This is a genomic window from Bradyrhizobium sp. CFUWI (genome assembly GCF_056429085.1).
Map to the genome: position 1 here is coordinate 148,139 of NZ_JBWJZE010000009.1, position 21,273 is coordinate 169,411.

Sequence of the window (21,273 nt, forward strand, 5' to 3'; positions counted from 1 at the left end):
GAGCAAGTTGATGCTCTACACCCCTCCCCCTGTCGATCCCAAGGCGCCGCCGGTGCGCATCAATCTGCTCTCGGACACGCAGACGAAACCAACGGCCGGGATGCGCGAGGCGATGGCGCGCGCGGAGGTCGGTGACGAGCAGGTCGGCGACGATCCGACCGTGAACGCGCTGTGCGAGCGCGTGGCCGATCTGCTCGGCAAGGAGGCGGCGGTCTACATGCCCTCGGGCACGATGTGCAACGTCACCGCGACGCTGGTGCATTGCCGCCCCGGCGACGAGATCCTCGCCCACGAGACCGCGCACATCATCGCCCGCGAAGGCGGCGCTCATGCCGCGCTCGGCGGCTTCCAGGTCACGCAGCTCAAGGGCGAGGGCGGCCAGTTCACGCCTGAGACGCTCCGGAAGGCCCTGCATCCGCGCACGCGCTACCAGCCGCCGCAGACCGTCGTCAGCGTCGAGCAGACCGCCAATATCGGCGGCGGCACGATCTGGAAGAAGGCAGCTCTCGACGAGATCGTGACGATCGCCAGGCAGCACGGCCTCGTCACACACATGGACGGCGCGCGCCTGCTCAACGCCACCGTGGCCAGCGGCGTCTCCCCGCGCGACATGACGGCGGGCTGGGACTCCGCCTGGATCGATTTCTCCAAGGGGCTGGGCGCGCCGATCGGCGGCGTGCTCGCGGGCTCGCGCGCCTTCATCGATGCGGTCTGGCAATGGAAGCAGCGCCTCGGCGGCTCGATGCGCCAGGCCGGTATCTGCGCCGCCGCCTGCATCTACGCGCTCGACCATCACGTCGATCGGCTCGCCGACGACCACGCCAATGCGCGCGCGCTCGCCCGCGGTCTGTCGCAGATCGCAGGCATCGAGGTCCAGGAGCCCGAGACCAATCTCGTGTTCTTTAGGCCCGACGGCGCCGGCATTGCCGGCGACAAGATGGTCGCGGCGCTGCGCCAGCGCGGCGTCACGCTTGCGATGATGGACGGCCGCATCCGCGCCTGCACGCATCTCGACGTCGATGCAGGCCAGATCGAGGAGACGATCGGATACGTCCGCGAGATCGTGCGCGGCGCGTAGTCAGCGTCCCATCGCCTCGTAGACCAGCCGCTTCAGCTCGTCCTGGATCGGGCCCCGCTGCGAGGGCGACTGCATCATGCAGATCACGAACATGTCGTCGGCGGGATCGATGAAGAAGAAGGTGCCGCCGACGCCGTCCCAGCGATATTCGCCTGCGGGCAGCGGCGGCTTCGCGCGCGTGCGCACGGCAAAGCCAAGACCAAAGCTGCTATCGGGGCCCGGAAAATAGAATTCCGGATTCTTCGCGATCCCGCCGTCGAGCTGGTCCGACGCCATCAGCGCTACGGTCTCGCGCTTGAGATAGCGGCGGCCTTCGAGCTCGCCGCCATTGAGCAGCATCTGTGCAAAACGTGCATAGTCGCCGATGGTGCCGACCATGCCCGCACCACCGGATTCCCAGCGACGCGGCGCGGTCGCCTCGATGATGCCGGCGACGGGACGATCGAACCAGTCGCCGGGCAAAGCTTCTGCGATCAGCGGTCGCCTGGCATCGTCGGCGACGAAGAACGCCGTATCCCGCATGCCAAGGGGATCGAGCAGCCGCTCCTTCTCGAACTGATAGAGCGACCGGCCCGATGCCGACTCGATCACCCGGCCCAGCACGTCCGTCGAATGGCCATAGTTCCACAGCGTCCCCGGTTGCTCGGCCAGCGGCAATCGCGCGAGCCGCTCGGCGAATTGCGCATTGTCGGGATCGCCGTCGAACAGGCCGGCTTCCGCATAGAGCCTGCGGACGGAACTGCTGCCATAGAAGCCATAGGTGATGCCGGACGTATGCCGGAGCAGATCGCGCACCGTGATCGGTCGCGCCAGCGGCTGGAGGGCCAGCTTGCCATCTGCTTGCGGGACGCCGACCTGCACATCGGCGAAGGCCGGAATGTGTCTCGCGACGGGGTCATCGAGAGCGAGCTTGCCGTCGTCGACCAGCATCATCGCCGCCACCGAGGTGATCGGCTTCGACATCGAGTAGAGGCGGAAGATGGTGTCGTCCGTCATCGGCTGCGCCGTTGCGACGTTGCGCTGGCCGAATTTGCGGTAGAGTGCCGGCTTGCCGTGCTGCTGGATCAGAAGGATTGCTCCGGGGATCCTGCCGGCGGCGACCGCATCGTCGAGGAACGCACTGACGCGTGCAAGTCCCGCAGCCGAGAAACTGCGGGCAGCCGGCGCTTCGGCACGGAGATGGCTCGCCGCGCCCGCCAGCAAGACAAAGGCGGCGGCGAGGACGATCCGAACGAACGCCTCACTTCTCCATGGCTTCATAGACCAGCTGCTTCAAGGTCCGCTGCACGCGCTGGCGCTCGCTCGGGGTCTGCTCCAGCAGCACGAAGAACATGTCCTGCTTGGGGTCGATCACGAAGTAGCAGCCGGAGGCGCCGTCCCACTTGAGTTCGCCGAGGTTGCCGGGGGGCGGCGGCTTGGCGTTGCCGGGATCGGTACGGACCGCAAGTCCGAGACCGAAGCCGAAACCGTCCCCGGGAAAATAGAAAAAGTCGCGATCGACGCCGGAGCCGGGGCCGACCTGATCGGTCGCCATCAGCTTGAACGTCTCCGGTTTGAGAATGGTCTTGCCGTCGAGGCTGCCGCCGTTGAGCAGCATCTGCGCGAACCGCCGATAGTCCGCCATGGTCGTCACCATGCCGCCGCTGGCAAACATGATCTTCTTGGCCACGGTCGGATCGTTGATGCGGCCGACCCGGAAATCGCTGTCGTTCGGCAGCGGCTGCGCCAGCAGCTTCTGCTTTTCGGGATCGGTGACGAAGAAGCCGGTATCGACCATGCCGAGCGGATCGAGCAGCTTCTCACGCATGATGTCGATCAGCGGCTTGCCGGCGGCGACCTCCATCACGCGCGCCAGGACGTCGGTGGAATGACCGTATTGCCAGAGCGCGCCCGGCTGGTTGTGCAGCGGCAGTCTGGCGATGCGCTCGGCGAACTCGGCGAGGTCGAAATCGCCGGCATAGATGTTGGCCTCGCGATAGGCCTTGCGGACCAGGCTGTCGCCATAGAAGCCATAGGTGATGCCCGAGGTGTGCGTCATCAGATCGTGCACCGTCATCGGCCGATTGGGCGGCACCAGTTCGAGCGACTTGGTGCCGTCCCCGGCCTTCTTCTCGACGCCGACCTTCACATTGGCGAAGGATGGGATGTATTTCGAGACGGGATCATCCAGCTTGATCTTGCCGTCCTCGACCAATTGCATCGCGACCACAGCGGTGATCGCCTTGGTCATCGAGAACAGGCGGAAGATGGTCTTGTCGGTGATCGGCGCCTTGCTGACCACGTCCTGCACGCCGAAGGCTTCATGATAGACTGGCTTGCCGTGCTGCTGGATCAGGACGGTTGCACCGGCGATCTTTCCGGTCGCGACCTCGTTCTTGAAGAACTCGGTGATCCGCGCGAGCTTGTCCTGATTGAAATGCGCGCCGGCCGGAATCTCGTAAGTGCCCTCGGCACGCGCCAGCGACATCGCGCCGAGCGACACGAGCGCGCCGCAAACCAGCGCACGCAGCCCAAACTGTGAAATCATATCCCCTCCCCGGAACATGGTCCGGCGGAGTGTACCGGTCGCCTCAGTCGGCACAAGGGCCGGCGTATCGCGCAAGTGCCTCGGCATGGAGTTTGGCGCTTGGCTCCGCGAAGCAGCAGAACACGACCCGGGTCACGGACGGCGCAGCAGTGAGGCTTTCGATCGTCGTGCGCACGGCGATGCCGGCCGCCCGGTCGGCGGGAAAACGGAAAATGCCGGTCGAAATCGCCGGGAATGCCACCGAGGTCAGCCTGTGCTTCCCGCACAGCTCCATGGAACGGCGATAGCAGGAGGCGAGCAGATCGTCCTCGCCGATCGTGCCGCCATTCCAGACCGGCCCGACGGTTTGGATCACGTGGGCGGCCTTGAGCCGGTAGCCTTTGGTGATCTTGGCATCACCGGTCTTGCAGCCGTGCAGCATGCGGCATTCGGCGAGCAGATCGGGCCCGGCGGCCCGATGGATCGCGCCGTCCACACCGCCTCCGCCGAGGAGCGACATGTTGGCCGCGTTGACGATGGCGTCAACGCAGAGCGTGGTGATGTCGGCAACGATGACCTCGAGCTCGGCGCCGCCGATCCGGCGAGCCAGCTCCGTCATTTATCAGGCCGCGACGACGACGCCCTTCTCGGAGAGAAGCTGCTGCAATTCGCCGGCCTGGAACATCTCGCGGACGATGTCGCAGCCCCCGACGAACTCGCCCTTCACATAGAGCTGCGGAATGGTCGGCCAGTTCGAATATTCCTTGATTCCGTTGCGGAGCTCGGCGGATTCGAGCACGTTGAGGCCCTTATAGCCGACGCCGATATGGTCGAGGATCTGGACGACCTGGCCCGAGAAACCGCACTGCGGAAATTGCGGCGTACCCTTCATGAACAGAACCACGTCGTTCGACTTCACTTCGTTGTCGATGAATTCCGCGATGCTCATATCCGTGTCCTTCTGGGGCAGAGCCCTCAACAATATCCCTCGGGTCGGCTCAGCCGATCTAACCCGATACCTTCCTATATATGTAGCCCAAACCGTTGTGCATCCAAAGTAAAATGGCGGCGAGAGGTCCCCCTGCGACCGGTTTCACCCGGGCCGGGTCCATAGGCTGACGACATCAATATCATCGCCGGAGAGGACTTTCATACCGTAACGGAGCCCCTATCTAGGACGAACGTCGGTTGTGGAACCGGGTAACGCCAACAACGTTCTCTTGTCCTGTCTGGAGAAAAACGTGACGAAACAAGCCTCCGCCACGGCCGCCGCCCCGCTTTCGTCACTGTCCGGTCCGGGCGGCCTCGCCCAGAGGCTGCAGGACGCGTTCATTGCCGTCCGCAATGAGACCGAGCGCCGGGCCGCGCCGCTCTCGCCGGAGGACCAGCAGATCCAGTCCATGCCCGATGCGAGCCCGACGAAATGGCATCGGGCGCATACCACCTGGTTCTGGGAGCAATTCCTGCTCGGCGAGCACGCCGCAGGGTATCGGCCCTTCCACCCCGATTTCGCGTTCCTGTTCAATTCCTATTACGTCAGCGCCGGCCCGCGTCATGCGCGCAATCATCGCGGCGACATCACCCGTCCCAGCGCCGATCAGGTCGGCGCCTATCGCAAATATGTCGATGCGGCCGTCCTCAAATTCTTCCGGGAGACCGGCGCGGACAAGCTTCGCGAGATCGCGCCGCTGGTCGAGGTCGGGCTGAACCATGAGCAGCAGCATCAGGAATTGATGTTCACCGACATCCTGCACGCATTTGCGCAGAACCCGGTCTATCCGGCCTACGACCCGGACTGGCGCTTTCCCTCCGCGATGCGCACCGGCGATGAATGGCTGCAACTCAACGAGGGCATCCACACCGTCGGCCATGTCGACGATAGTTTCCATTTCGACAATGAGAAGCCCGCGCATCGCGCCCTCGTTGGCCCGGTCAAGCTGGCGCGCAATCTCGTCACCAATGGCGAGTGGCTCGCCTTCATGCGCGACGGCGGTTACCGGACCGCGACGTTGTGGCTGATGGACGGCTTTGCCGCGGCCAGCAGGGACGACTGGCAGGCCCCGGGCCATTGGCGCGAGGTCGATGGCGCATGGCAGGTCATGACGCTCGCCGGCCTCAAGCCGGTCGATCCCGAAGCGCCGGTCTGCCACGTCAGCTATTACGAGGCCGATGCCTTCGCGCGCTGGGCCGGAAAGCATCTGCCGACCGAAATGGAATGGGAGGTCGCAGCGCGCACAGGCCAGCTCAACGACGCCTTCGGCATCGTCTGGCAATGGACCCGGTCTTCGTATTCGCCATATCCCGGCTACCGCGCCGTCGAAGGCGCGCTCGGCGAGTACAACGGCAAGTTCATGGTCAACCAATTGGTGCTGCGCGGCTCCTCGCTTGCAACTCCGGAGGGCCATAGCCGTATCACGTATCGGAACTTCTTCTATCCGCACCACCGCTGGCAGTTCACGGGACTGCGGCTCGCCGACTACGAGTAGAGCATGATCCGGAAAAGTGTGCAGCGGTTTTCCGAAAACATCATGCTCAAAGAAACAGAACCTGAGGTGCGACCTCGTCGCGCTTTGGGTTCATCCGACGACAAATGCGCGCCGGACAGCGCGTTCAGGAGAGTATCATGAATGTGCACGCCAGCGCTTTGGCCGAAGCCCATCTTCCCGACGAGCAGACCACCGCCTTCGCCCGCGAAGCTATCGAGGACCTCTCGCAGCAGCCGAAAAAGCTGTCGCCGAAATATTTCTACGACGCGACCGGCTCGGAGCTGTTCGAGGCGATCACGAAGCTGCCGGAATATTATCCGACGCGCACCGAGCTTGCGATCCTGAAGGAGCGCGGCAGCGAGATCGCAAAGATCATTCCGGAGCATGCCGCCCTGGTCGAGTTCGGCGCCGGCGCGACCACCAAGGTTCGCCTGTTGCTGAACCATTGCAAGTTCGCGGCCTACGTGCCCGTCGACATCTCCGGCGACTTCCTGAAGGCGCAGGCCAACGGCCTGAAACGGGATTTCCCCTCGCTCGGCATCTATCCGGTTGCGGCCGATTTCACCACGCCGTTCGAGCTGCCCAGGCAGGTCGCGTCCATGCCCAAGGTCGGATTCTTCCCGGGCTCGACCATCGGCAATTTCGAGCCGCAGGAAGCCCAGGCCTTCCTGAAAAGCGCCCGCAAGATTCTGGGCCGGGGCGCGCAGATGATCATCGGCGCCGATCTCGAGAAGGACGAGCGTGTGCTCTATGATGCCTACAACGATGCCGCCGGCGTCACCGCGCGCTTCAACCTCAACGTTCTCGTGCGCATCAACCGCGAGCTCGGCGGCAATTTCGATCTGTCCGCCTTCACCCATCGCGCGATCTACAATCGCGAGCGCCATCGCATCGAGATGCACCTGATCAGCAAGAAGAGCCAGACCGTGCGACTGCTCGGCACCAGCTTCTCGTTCAAGCCGGGCGAGAGCATCCACACCGAGAACAGCTACAAATACAGCCTCGAGCGTTTTGCCGCGCTGGCGCAGGGCGCCGGCTGGCGGGTGCGCGAAAGCTGGACGGATGCGGCCAAGATGTTCTCGGTGCATGCGCTGGAGGTGGCGGAGTAAGCTCCTCCGCGCCTACTCCTCCGGCGCCGACCCCAGCGATACCGACTCCCAGACGGCCACCACGATCATGATGACGCTGGTCGCGACCGACAGCCAGAGCGGCGAGAGATCGGCGGCGAACCACCACAGCACCAGCAGCAGCATGATGCCGATGCCGTGCGAGAGTTGCAGAAAGCCGCGGATCGCGTGCTTGAACAGGATCGTGCCGACCAGGAACACCAGCGGACCGCCGATCGTGCTCACGATCGTGCGCATATCGGAATGGCCGGTGGGGTGCTTCAGCACCAGTTCGTCCGAGACCGCGGTCAGGATGATGCCGGCAATGATCGGCATGTGCAGATAGGTGTAGGCGAGCCGCGCCAGCCGGCCGGATTCGGCGGACTTCGAGATGCGCGCGGCGCCGGCCTCCGCGCCCTTGTGGAAATAGACCCACCACATCGCGATGGCGCCGACCAGCGCGGAGACGAAGGCCAGGATGTTGGCCGCACTCCATTCCAGCTCGGCAAAGGTCGCCCCGTTGACGACGACGGCTTCGCCGAGCGCGATGATGACGAAGAGCGAGCAGCGCTCGGCCATGTGGCCGCCTTCGACGGCCCAGGCCTCGATTGAGGAGAAGCCCAGCTTCGGCACCCAGAAGCGGACCGCGGGCGAGATGTATTCGATCGTCAGGGCGGCGATCCAAAACCACAGACGGGCCTCGTCATGGGCAAGGCCCCCGAGGATCCAGAACACCGCGGAGATACAGAGCCAGGTCAGGATGCGGATGGCGTTGTGGCGCACCGCCGTCCGATGCTGCGGCGTTGCCAACAGCCAGAACGCCGTACGCCCCACTTGCATGGCTGCGTAGGCGATCGCAAACCACAGGCCCCGCCCTTCGAAGGCGGTCGGGATCGTCGTCGACAGCACGAGGCCGCCCAGCATCATCGCGAAGAGCAGGATGCGGACCGGCGTCAGCTCGGGATCGAGCCAGTTGGTGACCCAGGCGGTGAAGACCCACACCCACCACATCGCCAGAAACAGCACGGTGACATGCACCGCGCCGATTGGCGTGAAGTGGTGCAGCAGCGTGTGCGACACCTGCGTGACCGCGAAGACGAAGACGAGATCGAAGAACAGCTCGGCATTGGTGACGCGGCTGTGCTGGTTCGGCGTGATCACGCGAAACATCGCGCCGCGCGGATTGTCCGCAGCCATCATCCGTCCCCCTGTGGCGCTGGTCAGATCAGGTGGCCCGCCAGATCAGGTGCCGGGTACGCCGGTTTGCAGCGCCAGCGCGTGCAGGACGCCGCCCATCTGGCCGCGCAGGGACTGATACACGATCTGGTGCTGCTGGACGCGGGACTTGCCGCGGAAGGATTCCGAGATCACGGTCGCGGCATAATGGTCGCCGTCGCCGGCGAGGTCACGGATGGTCACCTCGGCATCGGGGATCGCTGCCTTGATCATCGCCTCGATATCGTGGGCGTCCATGGGCATTCGGGTGGTGCTCCTTTGCTTCTGTCGGTCTCGGCTCGAATCGCTGCCGGGGTCCCCTCGCCGGCAGGACCAAACTTAGCGTGAACGGCCTTCTAGGTCACGCATTCCTGCACTATATCCCTGATCCCATCAGGATAAAGGCACGACAAAGTGCCGCGCGCGGCAGATCGATCGAAAAGGCGTGACATATGAAGCTTCCAGGGCCCGACCACCCCATCACCATCACCCAAAATCCCCGGCGCGTCCGCGTGACCGCGGGCGACATCGTGATCGCCGAGACTGCCAAGGCGCTGACGCTGAAGGAGGCCAGATATCCGGCGGTGCAATATGTGCCGCGGGAGGACACCAACATGGCCCTGCTGGAGCGCACCGAGCGCACCACCCATTGCCCCTACAAGGGCGATGCCAATTATTACAGCATCAAGGCCAACGGCAAGACGCTCGAGAACGCGATCTGGACCTACGAGACGCCCTTCCCCGCGATGACGGAGATCTCGGGCCGTCTCGCCTTCTACCCGGACAAGGTGAAGATCGAGGAAGTGGGGTAATTTTGGACGCCGTCATTCCGGGGCGATGCGAAGCATCGCGCCCGGAGTCTCGAGAGTCCGGGATCGGTCCTGCGGACCGCCCCGGAATGACGAAAGGAAAAGCTACGCCCTGAAGATCGTCAGCCCGAGGATCAGCAGCACCAGGAAGATCACGACGAAGACGTAGAACAGGAAGCGGGCGACATCGGCGGAGGCGGCAGAGATGCCGGTGAAGCCGAGCACGCCGGCGACGATCGAGATCAGCAGGAAAATCAGCGCCCATTTCAGGATCGTCATCGCCAGCTCCGCAATCGGCGGCCGCTCGCCTGCGGCCCCTCCACGCTTTGTTCGCAGACGCTAACTTCGCGGAGCAAAACTGGTTCCTAGTCTTGCTCTGGGCCGAGAGGCCTGCTGAAACGAGGCTTGCTGAAAACAGTTGCCGGCGGCACAGTCCCGCGGGGAGCACGAGCGCGGGGCAGCCATGATCACGATGTCACATTCAGCGACGATCGGCGCGGAAGCGCACGCCGCACCCACGAGCAAGGTGCGCAATTTGGCGATTGATCGCGTCCGCACCTTCCTCACTCTCGTGGTGCTGCTGCATCACGCCGTGATCCCCTATACTTATTTCGGTCATACCGATCCGAGTTATTTCTTCGGCTTCGACATGATCGTGCTCGCCACCGACAGTTTCTTCATGGCGATGTTCTTCTTCCTGTCGGGGCTGTTCGCCTGGTCCGGCATCGCCCGCAAGGGAGTGCGGAGCTATATGGCAGATCGCCTGCTTCGGCTTGGCTTACCCTTCGCGATCTGCGCCCTTACGGTCATTCCGGTTGCCTACTACGCGATCTCCCTGCGGCAGCATCCCGAGATCGGGTTTGCCGAATTCTGGTGGAATATGGTCACGAAGGGGCCGTGGCCGAGCGGGCCGATCTGGTTCCTGTGGGTCTTGTTCGCCTTCGACCTGGTGGCCTGCCTTTTGTACCGGCTCTCACCCAATCTGCTCGATTCGATCAATCGCCTCTCGCTGCATGGTCGGCGTCGGCCCGCCGTGTTCTTCGCGGTCATGCTGGCCGTCACCGCGGCGTTCTACATTCCCGGACTGGTTCACTACGGACACAGCAGCTGGTTCGAGTTCGGGCCGTTCTCGGTCCAGCACGGACGCGTGATGCTTTACGCGACCTATTTCTTTTTCGGTGCCGGCATCGGCGCTGCGCAAATGGATCGTGGGCTGCTCGCTGTCGACGGCCGCATGGCAAAGGTCAGCTGGGACTGGATGGTCCTGGCGATCGTTCCGTATTGCCTCTTGTGGGGGCTGATCTTGATCAAGCGCGAAATATTGGGCAACCCGTCGCCGTTGCCGGACTGGTATGAAGCGCTCTATGCCATCTGCTTCACTGTCTTCAGCGTGGCCATCATGTTTCTGATCCTGGCCATTTTCCAGAGATTCAAGCAATCAGGCTCAGCCAGGCTGCTCGATCCAATGCACGGCGACGCGTTCGGCATGTTCCTGGTGCACTATCCGATCGCATTGTGGCTGCAATACTGGCTGTTCGACTATGACCTGCCGGCGATCGTCAAGGCCACGATCGGGTTTGTACTGACTGTCGCAGCGAGCTGGGCCCTGACGCGAGCGTTGCGGCAGATCCCGGGCGCGTCGAAGGTGTTGTGAGGCGCGGTCTCTCCACTCGTCATTGCGAGCGCAGCGAAGCAATCCAGAATCCCTCCGCGGAGGTAGTCTGGATTGCTTCGTCGCTTTGCTCCTCGCAATGACGAAATGTGCGGCAGCGCCTTACGCCGCCTTCCCGCCCATGTACTCCGGCAGCCAGCGCTCGAACGAGGCGCGCAGCGCGTCGATCGCCACAGGCGCCTCGCCCGCGATGGCGATCGCATCGCCCCCGGTGGTGCCGATCCGCACACAGGGCACCTCGCAGCCGCGCATCTTGGCCAGCACGAGGCCGGCTTCCGTTTCCGGCACGGTGACGAGATAGCGCGCCTGGTCCTCGCCGAACCAATAGGCCTGCGGCACCAGCGCAGTCGGCGCCGCAAGCAGCTTCGCCCCGATACCGCCCGCCATCGCCATCTCGGCCAGCGCGATCAGGAGACCGCCGTCGGAGAGGTCGTGCACCGCGGTCGCGGTGCCCGCATGGATCATGCCGCGCACGCAATCGCCGTTGCGCTTCTCGGCGGAAAGATCGACCGGCGGCGGTGCGCCCTCCTCGCGGCCGCAGATGTCGCGCAGGTACACCGACTGGCCGAGCCAGCCATGGGTTTCGCCGACCAGGAGGATCGCCTCGCCCTCGGCCTTGAAGGCCAGCGAAGCGGATTTTGTGAAATCGTCGAGCAGGCCGACGCCGCCGATCGAGGGCGTCGGCAGGATCGCACGGCCATTGGTCTCGTTGTAGAGCGAGACGTTGCCGGACACGACCGGGAAGTCTAGCGTGCGACAGGCTTCCGAGATGCCCTTCAGGCAGCCGACGAACTGACCCATGATCTCGGGCCGCTCAGGATTGCCGAAATTGAGATTGTCGGTGATCGCAAGCGGCTTGCCGCCGACCGCGGTGATGTTGCGCCAGGCTTCGGCGACGGCCTGCTTGCCGCCCTCGAACGGATCGGCCTCGCAATAGCGCGGCGTGACGTCGACGGTCAGCGCCAGGCCCTTCGGCCCGTCCTGCACGCGCACCACGGCGGCATCGCCGCCGGGGCGCTGCATGGTGTTGCCGAGGATGACGTGGTCGTACTGCTCCCAGACCCAGCGCTTGGAGCACATGTCGGGCGTGCCGATCAGCCTCTCCAGCGCAGCGCCGAGGCCCATCGGCGCCGGCACCTCGCGCGCATGCACGATCGGCAGCGCGGCCGACGGGACGTGCGGGCGATCATAGACCGGCGCCTCGTCGCCGAGCTCCTTGATCGGCAGATCGGCCATGACGTCGCCGCCATGCTTGACCACGAAACGCTTGCTCGGCGTGGTGTAGCCGACCACGGCAAAGTCGAGGCCCCATTTCTTGAAGATCGCCTCGGCTTCCTTCTCCTTCTCGGGCTTGAGCACCATGAGCATGCGCTCCTGGCTCTCCGAGAGCATCATCTCGTAGGCGCTCATGCCGGTCTCGCGGGTGGGCACCGCGTCGAGATCGAGATCGACGCCGAGGTCGCCCTTGGCGCCCATCTCGACCGCCGAGCAGGTCAGCCCCGCCGCGCCCATGTCCTGGATCGCGATGACGCAGCCCTTCTCCATGATCTCGAGACAGGCTTCCAGCAGCAGTTTCTCGGCGAAGGGATCGCCGACCTGCACGGTCGGACGCTTCTCCTCGGACTTGTCGTCGAACTCGGCCGACGCCATCGAGGCGCCGTGGATGCCGTCGCGCCCGGTCTTGGAGCCCAGATACACGATCGGCATGTTCACGCCGGAGGCCGCCGCATAGAAGATCTTGTCGGCATCGGCGAGGCCGACCGCCATCGCATTGACAAGGATGTTGCCGTCGTAGCGGGTGTGGAAACGCACCTGGCCGCCGACCGTCGGCACGCCAAAGGAATTGCCATAGCCGCCGACGCCTGCAACCACGCCGGCGACGAGGTGCCGCGTCTTGGCATGCTCCGGCGCACCGAAGCTCAGCGCATTGAGGCAGGCGATCGGGCGCGCGCCCATGGTGAAGACGTCGCGCAAGATGCCGCCGACGCCCGTGGTCGCGCCCTGATACGGCTCGATGTAGCTCGGGTGGTTGTGGCTCTCCATCTTGAAGACCACCGCCTGGCCGTCGCCGATGTCGATCACGCCGGCATTCTCGCCCGGGCCCTGGATCACCCAGGGTGCTTTCGTCGGCAGGCCGCGCAGATGGATGCGCGAGGATTTGTACGAGCAGTGCTCGTTCCACATCGCCGAGAAGATGCCGAGCTCGGTGAAGCTCGGCTCCCGCCCGATCAGCTTCAGGATGCGCTCGTACTCGTCGGGCTTGAGCCCGTGGGCGGCAACCAGTTCGGGGGTGATCTTGGGTTCATTCTTCATGGATTCGGGGCTTTCGGCGGCGTTTGGCCGTTCTTAGGAAGATCGGAGGGCCGGGAAAAGCCCTTTATGGCGCATTTTCCCGCTGTCCCACGTTTTGCAGGCACGGACGGCGGGAACAGGAATTGCACGGCGCGGACGGATCGGATTTAAGGGCTAACGACCCGCAATTGAAGGCCCATTTCCTTGCACGAATTGACCAAAGCGCCCCCGCCCCGCCGCCCCGACCTCCACATCGCCACCGAAGGCGAGTTTGTGGGCTGGCGGACCTGGATTCGCGACAGTTTTGAGGCCCATGTCGGCCCCTTCTGGCATCGGATCGAGGCGGACGGCACCGTCCGCAGTGCCTTCCGGGTCGAGAAGAAGCATCTCAACGGCTCCGGGAACGTCCATGGCGGCTGCTACATGGCCTTTGCCGACTATTCCCTGTTTGCGATCGCCACCCATGTCCTGGACAGCCGGGCGGTGACGACCAACTTCGCCTGCGAATTCCTCGACGCGGCACGAGAGGGCGAGCTGATCGAATGCACCGGCGAGGTGACCCGCGCCGGCGGCTCGCTGATCTTCCTGCGCGGCAAGATGATGTCCGGGGAGCGGGTGCTGCTGACCTTTTCCGGCACGATCAAGCGGATGAAGCGGAAGGCGCTCCCTCAGCCAAACGCATAGCTCGGCGCCTTCCCTTTTCGGGCGCGCTCGCCCAGACTTCCGGCAAGCGCTGTCGCGCCGGGGAGCGAGAACAAGGTGCCGGAGAGCACATCGGAGGCGGGGCGCACGGCGGCGTCCGCATCAGCGCCGTTGCCAACCGTCGCCACCCGCGCGCGTAACTGGCGCGACTATACGCTGCTGCTCGCGCTCGCCTGCTGCTGGAGCTCGACTTATCCGCTGACCAAGCTGGCGCTTCCCACCATCCCGCCCATCACCTTCATCTCGGCGCGCTCGCTGATTGCGGCCGCCTTCCTGTTCGCGATCCTGTGGATGCGCGGCATCAAAGTCCCGACCGACGCCAAAGCGTGGAAGCTGTTTGCCACCCAGCAATTGATCAACTCGACCTTCCCGTTCCTGATCATCACCTGGTCGCAGCAATACGTGCCGGCGTCGAACACCGTGGTGCTGGCCTCGACGACGCCGATCTTCGCTTTCCTGATCACCTCGCTGATCACGCGGCACGAGCCGGCGACGCTGCTCAAGCTCGCGGGTGCCATCCTCGGCCTTGCCGGCACGGTTCTCATCGTCGGGCTCGACGCACTGCGTGGCTTTGGCAGCGAGATCGTCGCGGAGATCGCGATCCTGCTCGCCACCATCTCCTTTGCCTGCGCGACGATCTTCGGCCTCCGCCTGTCCGACTACGACCCGATGGTGGTGGCGGCCGGCTCGCTGCTGTTCGGCGGCCTCATCCTGCTGCCGCCCTCGCTGATCATCGACCAGCCCTGGACGCTGCACCCGACCCCGACGGCGCTCGTCGCCACCATCGTCATGGGCATCGTCTCGAGCGCGCTGGGATTGATGCTGTTCTACGTCTGCCTCGGCCGCCTCGGCACGCTGACCACGAACGCGCAAGGCTATTTGCGCATCCCGATCGGCGTCGGCCTCTCCGTGCTGCTGCTCGGCGAGAGCGTGCCGTCGAACCTGGCGCTGGGGCTGCTGCTCGTCATGGCCGGCGTTGCGGCCATGACGGTGCCGGCGGAGCGGCTGAAGCCGTGGTAGCGCGGGTCATCGCGCATTTGCATGACGCGCGGTCAAGCCGGCTGGCGGAGCAATCCGCTCGCCAATTGTCGAAACGCGTCGACCGCCTTGTCCAGGACCTCTTTCGGATCGTCGGCTGCGGCGACCCATAGTGCGGCGCTGAGCGCAGCGCCGTTCAGCAGCCGTCCCGCCGCTTCGACATCAACCGGCTTCACGACCCCTGCTTCGATCAGCGACCGGATCGTTCGCATGGTGATGTCGAGGCAGGCATTCTCGCCCGGCCACTTGGATGGATCGCCGAGGACGGCAGGCCCGTCCAGCAGCATGATGCGCTGAATCTCAGGATCGAGCGCCATCTCGATATAGGCACAGCCCTCTGCAAGCAGGCCCTGCCACAGCGTCGGCGCCTGCTCGCGAATTGCGCGGAGCCGTTCCGCCATTTCGCCGTCGATCTGCTCGACGACGGCCCAGAGCAGCCCCTTCTTGTCTTCGAAGCTGTGATAGAGCGCCCCCCGCGTCAGCCCGACCGAAGCCGTCAGTTCATCCATCGACGCGGCTGCATAACCTTGGGTGGCAAATGCCGCGCGAGCTGCGCGGATCAGCTTGGCCCGGTTTTCAGCCATGCCGGCCGCGCGTTTCCCCTTTGCCATGCCGGTCCCACTTCCCCATTGACATACGCCTCGTATCTGAGCGATACAGCTCACATACGCACCGTATATGAACGACACACAAAGCGCCAGGCGTCGGCTTGCCTGAGTCCGCCCGTTTCCCTGCTCGATAGAAGGATCAAGTACATGCCCCAGCGCGAGGCAATCTTCCCCGCCAACCGCCATGCGCTCTATGAAGCGCATCGTTATTCTGCAGCCATCCGCTCAGGCGACCTGCTCTTCGTTTCAGGCCAGGTTGGCAGTCGCGAGGACGGCTCACCCGAGCCGGAGTTCGAGGACCAGGTCCGGCGAGCCTTTGCGAATTTGCGTGCCGTGCTCGCAGCCGCGGGCTGCACATTGGACGACGTCATCGACGTCACCACGTTCCACACCGATCCGGCGACGCAGATCGAGAAGGTGATGGCCGTTCGCGGCAAGGAGATCGGTGACCCGCCCTATCCGAACTGGACGGCGGTCGGCGTGAATTGGCTGGCCGGCTTTGACTTCGAGATCAAGGTGATCGCCCGGATCCCGTGACATAAGCATTTGCGCCGCCATAGCGCGCACGTCGCGAGGGCGCGCCAATGGCTTGGCGTCGTCCGCCAGCATCCGCCGGGGCTGCTGCTCGTCATGGCCGGCGTTGCGGTCATGACGGTGCCGGCGGAGCGGTTGAAATCCGATGCACCTCTCCCTCAAGCGGAAGAGCGAGGCGAGTCCCGCCACCGCTCATGTCGAGAGCTGCTTCTCGGCAATCGACAGCCACTCGGCCTGCGCCTTGCGGAGATAGTTCGGCGCGCGGCGCATCTGGATCAGCAGCTCGTTGAAGACCATCCGCGCCTCGGCACTGCGGCCGACCGTTTGCAGCAGCAGGCCGTAACGCACCCGCGCCTCGGCGCCGGGAAAATAGCCGGCGAGAGCGTGATATTCCTCGAGGGCCTCGTCGAGACGCCCGACCTCCGTGAGCGCGCGGGCGTAGAGCAGGTGCGCGTCGGCGGAATCGAAATCCGGCCACTGCTTCTGGAGCTCGTCGAGCGTCGCGAGCGCATCGGCGGGGCGCTTGGCGGCAAACTCGGTCTGCGCCTTGCGGAGCGCATAGGCCGGATCGTGGCCCATCGGCAGCTTCAGGATGTGATCATAATGCGCTTCCGCTTCGGCGAACCGGCCGACATTTGCGCACTCCTCGGCCAGCGCCGCGCGATTGGCGATGGTGTCGGCGCCGGTCAGCCGGTCGGACAACTCGCGATAGCGCTTCTCGGGATCGAGACGATTGGCGACACGCTGGCGCGCCTGGCGCGCGCCAGGGCTGGAGAACCATTCGGGAATGAGCTCGACCGCGATATAGGCCAGCGCACCCATCAGAGGCACCATCAGGATGATGAAGGCCCAGGGCCGCAAACGTCCGGTCCGCGAGGCGTGATAGATCAGACTGATATCGAGCAGCAGAACGACCAAAGCGACGGGCATGTGACATCCACGAGCACAACGAAAGCGTCGGCCTCCTGATATCGCAACTGAAGCGATGAAACAACTTTGAGTTGCTTTCACCCTCCAAAATCAGCGAACCGCACGCCGCGCGCCATGACGGCAACGAGGAGTCAGTCGGCCGAAACGCGATGCAGGTTCATGGGATTGCAGCCGAATGCATCTACTGCTTGGCGTCGTCCGCCAGCATCTTGCGGTACTTTTCCACGTCGCGCGTCACGAGCTGCTGCAGCAGCTCCGGCGCGTGCTCGTTGGCATCGGGCGCGACGGTCGACAGGTCGGCAAAGCGCTTCTTCACCGCATCGGTCTCGACGGCGGTGCGCGCGGCGGCGTTCAGCTTGGCGATCACGGCCGGCGGCGTGCCCTTGGGCGCGAACAGGCCGTTCCAGCCCTGCGCCTCGAATTCGGGCAGGCCGGCTTCCGCTGAGGTCGGCAGGTCCGGCAGAGTGGCGAGCCGCACGGTCGAGCCGACCACGAGGCCCTTCACCAGTTTCTCGTTGATCGCTTGCGAGACCGAGGCGGCCGCATCGCAGACGCCGTCGATCTGGCTGCCCACGGCGTCGGTCAGCGCGGGCGCGGCGCCTCGGTAGCCGACCAGCGTCGCATCGATCCCGGCTGAGGTGACGAAGCTCTTGCAGATCAGATAGTTCGACGAGCCGACGCCGGCATGGCCGAGATTGATCTTGCCGGGATTGGCCTTGGCATAGGCGATGAACTCTTTCAGGTCCTTCGCCGGAAAATCCTTGCGCAGCGCGATGATGCCGAACGTCTTCGCCACCATGGCGATCGGCACGAACGATTCAGGCGTGAACGGCAGCTTCGGATAGATCGTGTAGCTCGCAGCATTGGTGCCGGCATTGCCGATCGCGATGGTGTAGCCGTCGGGCTCGGCGCGCGAGGCGCGCGCCAGCGCGGTCGAGCCGCCGGCGCCGGCGACGTTCTCGATCACGATGGTCTGGCCGAGCGCGATGCCCATCTGCTCGGCCACCGCGCGCGCGATCACGTCCGAGGTGCCGCCGGCCGCGAACGGCACGATCATGGTGATCGGACGCTTGGGATAATCCTGGGCGAACGCGGCCGTCGCAAAAGCAACGGCGGCGACAGCGACCGAGAGCCGCTTCAGCATGAACGAAATCACGCGGCCTTTTCCAGATGCTGGACGAGGCCGGCGAACAGGCCGCGGCCGTCGGTGCAGCCCATGATGTCTTCGACGTGATTTTCCGGATGCGGCATCATGCCGAGCACGTTGCCCTTGTCATTGACGATGCCAGCGATCGAATGCGCCGCGCCGTTGATGTTGTTGAAATCGTCGACTTCGCCGGCGGCGGAGCAATAGCGATAGAGCACCCGCCCCTCGCCCTCGAGCCGCTTGATGGTCTCCTCATCCGCCTCGTAATTGCCCTCGCCATGGGCGACCGGCACGCGGATCACCTGCCCGGCATTGTAGCCCCGGGTGAACGGCGTATCGGAGCGCTCGACGCGCAGGTGGACGTCGCGGCAGATGAATTTCAGCCGCGCGTTGCGCATCAGGACACCCGGCAGCAGGCCGGACTCGCAGAGGATCTGAAAACCGTTGCAGACGCCGAGCACGAGGCCGCCCTTGGCCGCATAGTCGCGCACCGCGTCCATCACCGGCGCCCGTGCCGCAATGGCGCCACAGCGTAAATAATCGCCGTAGGAGAAGCCGCCGGGCACCACCACGAGATCGGTGCCAGAAGGCAGTGACGTCTCGGCGTGCCACACCATCGCCGGCTCGCTGCCGGAGATCAGCCTCAGCGCACGCGCCATGTCGCGCTCGCGGTTGATTCCGGGAAAGACGAGGATGGCGGCTTTCATGGCAGAGGTTCCGACGGTGGCGGGAATCGGGCTGGCCAACAGGCCATTTCGCGAAGAGACATAACCATTTGACGGGGATTTTACCAGTGCTAGCCTCGGCAGAGGGCCTTGTACACAGGCCATGCACATCGGTCGGCGACAGCGCCGTTTGCCGATCAATCGCCCGGGATTGAAGCCATGAACGTCCCGTCGCTGCCCACCTCCCCCGCCGAGCCGGTCTCCGCCGAGGGTGTCGTCGCGGCCGGCGCCTATGTCGACGGCCGGCGCGTTGCCAATATCGCGATCAGCGAGGCCTCGAGCTGGCGGGGCAAGCCCGGCCACGTGGTCTGGATCGGCCTGCATGAGCCGGACATGGCGCTGCTCAGCGCGGTGCAGAAGCAGTTCGACCTGCACGAGCTCGCGATCGAGGACGCCAACCACGCCCATCAGCGTCCGAAGATCGAGCAATATGGCGAAGCGCTGTTCATCGTGGCGCGCACCGCGCAATTGATCGAGGGCCGCATCGCCTTCGGCGAGACCCATATCTTCGTCGGCGAAGGTTATCTGGTCTCGGTGCGCCACGGCGCTTCGACGTCGTACACGCCGGTGCGCGAGCGCTGCGAGAGCTGCCCGCGGGCGCTGGCCCGCGGCGAGGACTACATCCTCTACGCCATCCTCGATTTCATCGTCGACAATTACTCGCCCGTGCTCGAGAGCATTCACGACGAGGTCGAGGGCATCGAGGATGACGTGCTGTCCAAGCCGCTCAGCAAGGCGCAGATCGAGCGGCTCTACATGCTGCGCCGCGACCTGCTGCGGCTGCGTAACGCGATCGGACCGCTGGTGGAGGTCTGCCGCCGGCTGGAGCACGACGAGCTGGCGATGGTGCGGCAGGCCATGCAGCCGCTGTTCCGCGACGTCACCGACCACGTCCGCAACATTCAGGAGCGCATCGATTCCATGCGCGAGGTGCTGGCCTTCGCCTTCGAGGCGAGCCTGCTCGTCGGCCAGGCGCAGGAGACCGCGGTGTCCAAGAAGCTCGCCTCCTGGCTCGCGATCATCGCCATCCCGACCGCGCTCGCCGGCATCTACGGCATGAACTTCAAGCACATGCCGGAGCTGGAATGGGAGTACGGCTATTACATGCTGCTCGGCTTGATGCTGACGGCGTGCACCACGCTGTACTTGCGTTTTCGCAGCGTCGGATGGCTGTGAGCAGTCCTGCTCACCCGAGCAGTTCCACGCGATAGTTCTCGATCACGGTGTTCGCCAGCAGCTTGTCCGCGGCGTCCTTCAGCGCGGCTTCCGCCTTGGCCTTGTCTGCGCCGGCGAGCTCGATGTCGAACACCTTGCCCTGGCGGACGCTGGCGACGCCGTCGACGCCGAGCGACTTCAGCGCGCCTTCGATGGCCTTGCCCTGCGGATCGAGGATGCCCGTCTTCAGGGTAACGGTGACACGTGCCTTCACGTCAAGATTCCTCTTCAGCTCTTCACCAGCACCGGGCCGGAGCCCTGCGGACGCTCGTTCTCCATCAGGATGCCGAGGCGCTTTGCAACTTCCGTATAGGCTTCCAACAGACCGCCGAGGTCGCGGCGGAAGCGGTCCTTGTCGAGCTTCTCGTTCGACTTGATGTCCCACAGCCGGCAGCTATCCGGCGAGATCTCGTCGGCGACGATGATGCGCATCATCTCGTTCTCGAACAGGCGGCCGCACTCCATCTTGAAGTCGACGAGGCGGATGCCGATGCCGAGGAAGAGGCCGGTGAGGAAGTCGTTGACGCGGATGGCGAGCGCCATGATGTCGTCGATCTCCTGCGGCGTCGCCCAGCCGAAGGCGGTGATGTGCTCTTCCGACACCATGGGATCGTTGAGCTGGTCGTTCTTGTAGTAGAATTCAATGATCGACCGGGGCAGCTGGGTGCCCTCCTCGATGCCAAGGCGCTGCGACAGCGAGCCGGCGGCGACGTTCCGAACCACCACCTCGAGCGGCACAATCTCGACCTCGCGAATCAACTGCTCGCGCATGTTGAGGCGGCGGATGAAATGGGTCGGCACCCCGATGTCGTTGAGGTGCTGAAACAGGTACTCCGAGATCCGGTTGTTGAGGACACCCTTGCCCTCGATCACCTGATGCTTTTTCGCATTGAACGCGGTGGCGTCGTCCTTGAAGTGCTGGATCAGGGTACCAGGCTCCGGGCCTTCATAGAGAACCTTTGCCTTGCCTTCATAAATGCGACGCCGACGGCTCATGGGGATGTACCGTGTTTTGTTGAAATCCATGTATTTGGTGTGCTCCGATTACCAGGATTTATGACCCACAGCGGAGCTGCCGTGAACGGCCCGGAACCCATCCATAAACCCTTGGAAACAGAACGGGAACCAAGCATTCAGGCAACCTATCCGATTGGCTGTCCGAGCACAATCGATCCGGCCGTCCGGCGCCAACTTATACCGTCTTGCCTGC

At 64.4% G+C, this 21,273-nt stretch carries 23 protein-coding genes; 9 read left to right on the forward strand and 14 right to left on the reverse strand.

Annotated features, from left to right (window positions below; translation table 11 throughout):
* The first annotated feature begins 10 nt into the window (after positions 1–10).
* Complete coding sequence (locus tag AC066S_RS20870) at positions 11–1,078, forward strand: threonine aldolase family protein (protein WP_126260872.1); 1,068 nt, start codon at positions 11–13, stop codon at positions 1,076–1,078.
* On the opposite strand, the gene AC066S_RS20875 is transcribed toward AC066S_RS20870, so the two are convergent.
* From AC066S_RS20875 to grxD, 4 genes are read right to left on the reverse strand one after another with little or no spacing between them, the layout of a single operon-like run.
* Positions 1,079–2,338, reverse strand: a complete 1,260-nt coding sequence (locus AC066S_RS20875; protein ID WP_478270492.1) for a serine hydrolase domain-containing protein — start codon at positions 2,336–2,338, stop codon at positions 1,079–1,081. It lies immediately after the preceding gene.
* Positions 2,319–3,605 (reverse strand): serine hydrolase domain-containing protein, encoded by a 1,287-nt coding sequence (locus AC066S_RS20880; protein ID WP_478270493.1) that lies wholly within the window; start codon positions 3,603–3,605, stop codon positions 2,319–2,321. Before AC066S_RS20880 ends, AC066S_RS20875 begins: the two co-directional genes overlap by 20 nt.
* A gap of 43 nt (positions 3,606–3,648) precedes the next feature.
* Entirely contained in the window at positions 3,649–4,203 is a 555-nt protein-coding gene (locus AC066S_RS20885; protein ID WP_478270494.1) for an O-acetyl-ADP-ribose deacetylase, read from the reverse strand.
* A gap of 3 nt (positions 4,204–4,206) precedes the next feature.
* Positions 4,207–4,533 carry a Grx4 family monothiol glutaredoxin gene (gene grxD, locus AC066S_RS20890; RefSeq protein ID WP_126260869.1) on the reverse strand — a complete coding sequence of 109 codons (327 nt, stop codon included), beginning with the start codon at positions 4,531–4,533 and terminating at the stop codon, positions 4,207–4,209.
* Between the two features lie 241 nt (positions 4,534–4,774).
* Here grxD and egtB point away from each other — a divergent pair, with 241 nt between their 5' ends.
* Positions 4,775–6,070, forward strand: coding sequence for an ergothioneine biosynthesis protein EgtB (egtB, locus tag AC066S_RS20895; protein ID WP_478270495.1), 1,296 nt, complete (start codon positions 4,775–4,777; stop codon positions 6,068–6,070).
* Positions 6,071–6,207: 137 nt separating this feature from the next.
* A complete protein-coding gene (gene egtD / locus AC066S_RS20900; RefSeq protein WP_478270496.1) occupies positions 6,208–7,179 on the forward strand; it encodes an L-histidine N(alpha)-methyltransferase in 972 nt (323 codons plus the stop codon).
* Positions 7,180–7,191: 12 nt separating this feature from the next.
* On the opposite strand, the gene AC066S_RS20905 is transcribed toward egtD, so the two are convergent.
* Positions 7,192–8,373, reverse strand: coding sequence for a low temperature requirement protein A (locus tag AC066S_RS20905; protein ID WP_478270577.1), 1,182 nt, complete (start codon positions 8,371–8,373; stop codon positions 7,192–7,194).
* 45 nt (positions 8,374–8,418) lie between these two features.
* The gene (locus AC066S_RS20910) at positions 8,419–8,655 is read right to left on the reverse strand and encodes a BolA family protein (protein ID WP_011088461.1); all 237 of its coding nucleotides are present in this window, start codon (positions 8,653–8,655) and stop codon (positions 8,419–8,421) included.
* A 188-nt stretch (positions 8,656–8,843) separates the two neighbouring features.
* Here AC066S_RS20910 and AC066S_RS20915 point away from each other — a divergent pair, with 188 nt between their 5' ends.
* Positions 8,844–9,203: a DUF427 domain-containing protein gene (locus AC066S_RS20915; RefSeq protein ID WP_126260865.1), complete on the forward strand. Its 360-nt coding sequence runs from the start codon at positions 8,844–8,846 to the stop codon at positions 9,201–9,203.
* Positions 9,204–9,305: 102 nt separating this feature from the next.
* On the opposite strand, the gene AC066S_RS20920 is transcribed toward AC066S_RS20915, so the two are convergent.
* The gene (locus tag AC066S_RS20920; protein WP_092228199.1) at positions 9,306–9,479 is read right to left on the reverse strand and encodes a DUF1328 domain-containing protein; all 174 of its coding nucleotides are present in this window, start codon (positions 9,477–9,479) and stop codon (positions 9,306–9,308) included.
* Positions 9,480–9,663: 184 nt separating this feature from the next.
* Here AC066S_RS20920 and AC066S_RS20925 point away from each other — a divergent pair, with 184 nt between their 5' ends.
* Positions 9,664–10,854, forward strand: coding sequence for an acyltransferase family protein (locus tag AC066S_RS20925; protein ID WP_478270497.1), 1,191 nt, complete (start codon positions 9,664–9,666; stop codon positions 10,852–10,854).
* Positions 10,855–10,974: 120 nt separating this feature from the next.
* On the opposite strand, the gene purL is transcribed toward AC066S_RS20925, so the two are convergent.
* The gene (gene purL, locus AC066S_RS20930) at positions 10,975–13,185 is read right to left on the reverse strand and encodes a phosphoribosylformylglycinamidine synthase subunit PurL (RefSeq protein ID WP_478270498.1); all 2,211 of its coding nucleotides are present in this window, start codon (positions 13,183–13,185) and stop codon (positions 10,975–10,977) included.
* Between the two features lie 183 nt (positions 13,186–13,368).
* Between purL and AC066S_RS20935 the strand changes: the two genes are divergently transcribed.
* Positions 13,369–13,848: a PaaI family thioesterase gene (locus AC066S_RS20935; RefSeq protein ID WP_164718984.1), complete on the forward strand. Its 480-nt coding sequence runs from the start codon at positions 13,369–13,371 to the stop codon at positions 13,846–13,848.
* A gap of 75 nt (positions 13,849–13,923) precedes the next feature.
* Complete coding sequence (locus AC066S_RS20940; RefSeq protein WP_478270499.1) at positions 13,924–14,886, forward strand: DMT family transporter; 963 nt, start codon at positions 13,924–13,926, stop codon at positions 14,884–14,886.
* Positions 14,887–14,918: 32 nt separating this feature from the next.
* Here the strand turns inward: AC066S_RS20940 and AC066S_RS20945 are convergent, their stop codons facing one another.
* Complete coding sequence (locus AC066S_RS20945) at positions 14,919–15,515, reverse strand: TetR/AcrR family transcriptional regulator (RefSeq protein ID WP_478270500.1); 597 nt, start codon at positions 15,513–15,515, stop codon at positions 14,919–14,921.
* A 144-nt stretch (positions 15,516–15,659) separates the two neighbouring features.
* Between AC066S_RS20945 and AC066S_RS20950 the strand changes: the two genes are divergently transcribed.
* The gene (locus tag AC066S_RS20950; RefSeq protein ID WP_478270501.1) at positions 15,660–16,049 is read left to right on the forward strand and encodes a RidA family protein; all 390 of its coding nucleotides are present in this window, start codon (positions 15,660–15,662) and stop codon (positions 16,047–16,049) included.
* Between the two features lie 189 nt (positions 16,050–16,238).
* Here the strand turns inward: AC066S_RS20950 and AC066S_RS20955 are convergent, their stop codons facing one another.
* From AC066S_RS20955 to purQ, 3 genes are all read right to left on the reverse strand, one after another.
* A complete protein-coding gene (locus AC066S_RS20955) occupies positions 16,239–16,976 on the reverse strand; it encodes a tetratricopeptide repeat protein (RefSeq protein ID WP_126260859.1) in 738 nt (245 codons plus the stop codon).
* 181 nt (positions 16,977–17,157) lie between these two features.
* Positions 17,158–18,132, reverse strand: coding sequence for a tripartite tricarboxylate transporter substrate binding protein BugD (locus AC066S_RS20960; protein ID WP_135169170.1), 975 nt, complete (start codon positions 18,130–18,132; stop codon positions 17,158–17,160).
* On the reverse strand, positions 18,129–18,830 hold the full coding sequence (gene purQ / locus AC066S_RS20965; protein ID WP_478270502.1) for a phosphoribosylformylglycinamidine synthase subunit PurQ: 702 nt from the start codon (positions 18,828–18,830) through the stop codon (positions 18,129–18,131). The genes AC066S_RS20960 and purQ overlap by 4 nt, the downstream gene beginning before the upstream one ends.
* Before the next feature lie 177 nt (positions 18,831–19,007).
* Between purQ and AC066S_RS20970 the strand changes: the two genes are divergently transcribed.
* The gene (locus AC066S_RS20970; protein ID WP_478270503.1) at positions 19,008–20,024 is read left to right on the forward strand and encodes a magnesium and cobalt transport protein CorA; all 1,017 of its coding nucleotides are present in this window, start codon (positions 19,008–19,010) and stop codon (positions 20,022–20,024) included.
* Positions 20,025–20,034: 10 nt separating this feature from the next.
* Here AC066S_RS20970 and purS read toward each other — a convergent pair whose 3' ends face one another.
* Both purS and purC read right to left on the reverse strand, forming a co-directional pair.
* Positions 20,035–20,277 (reverse strand): phosphoribosylformylglycinamidine synthase subunit PurS, encoded by a 243-nt coding sequence (gene purS, locus AC066S_RS20975; protein WP_008135030.1) that lies wholly within the window; start codon positions 20,275–20,277, stop codon positions 20,035–20,037.
* 14 nt (positions 20,278–20,291) lie between these two features.
* A complete protein-coding gene (gene purC / locus AC066S_RS20980) occupies positions 20,292–21,059 on the reverse strand; it encodes a phosphoribosylaminoimidazolesuccinocarboxamide synthase (RefSeq protein WP_173015815.1) in 768 nt (255 codons plus the stop codon).
* Positions 21,060–21,273: the final 214 nt, after the last annotated feature.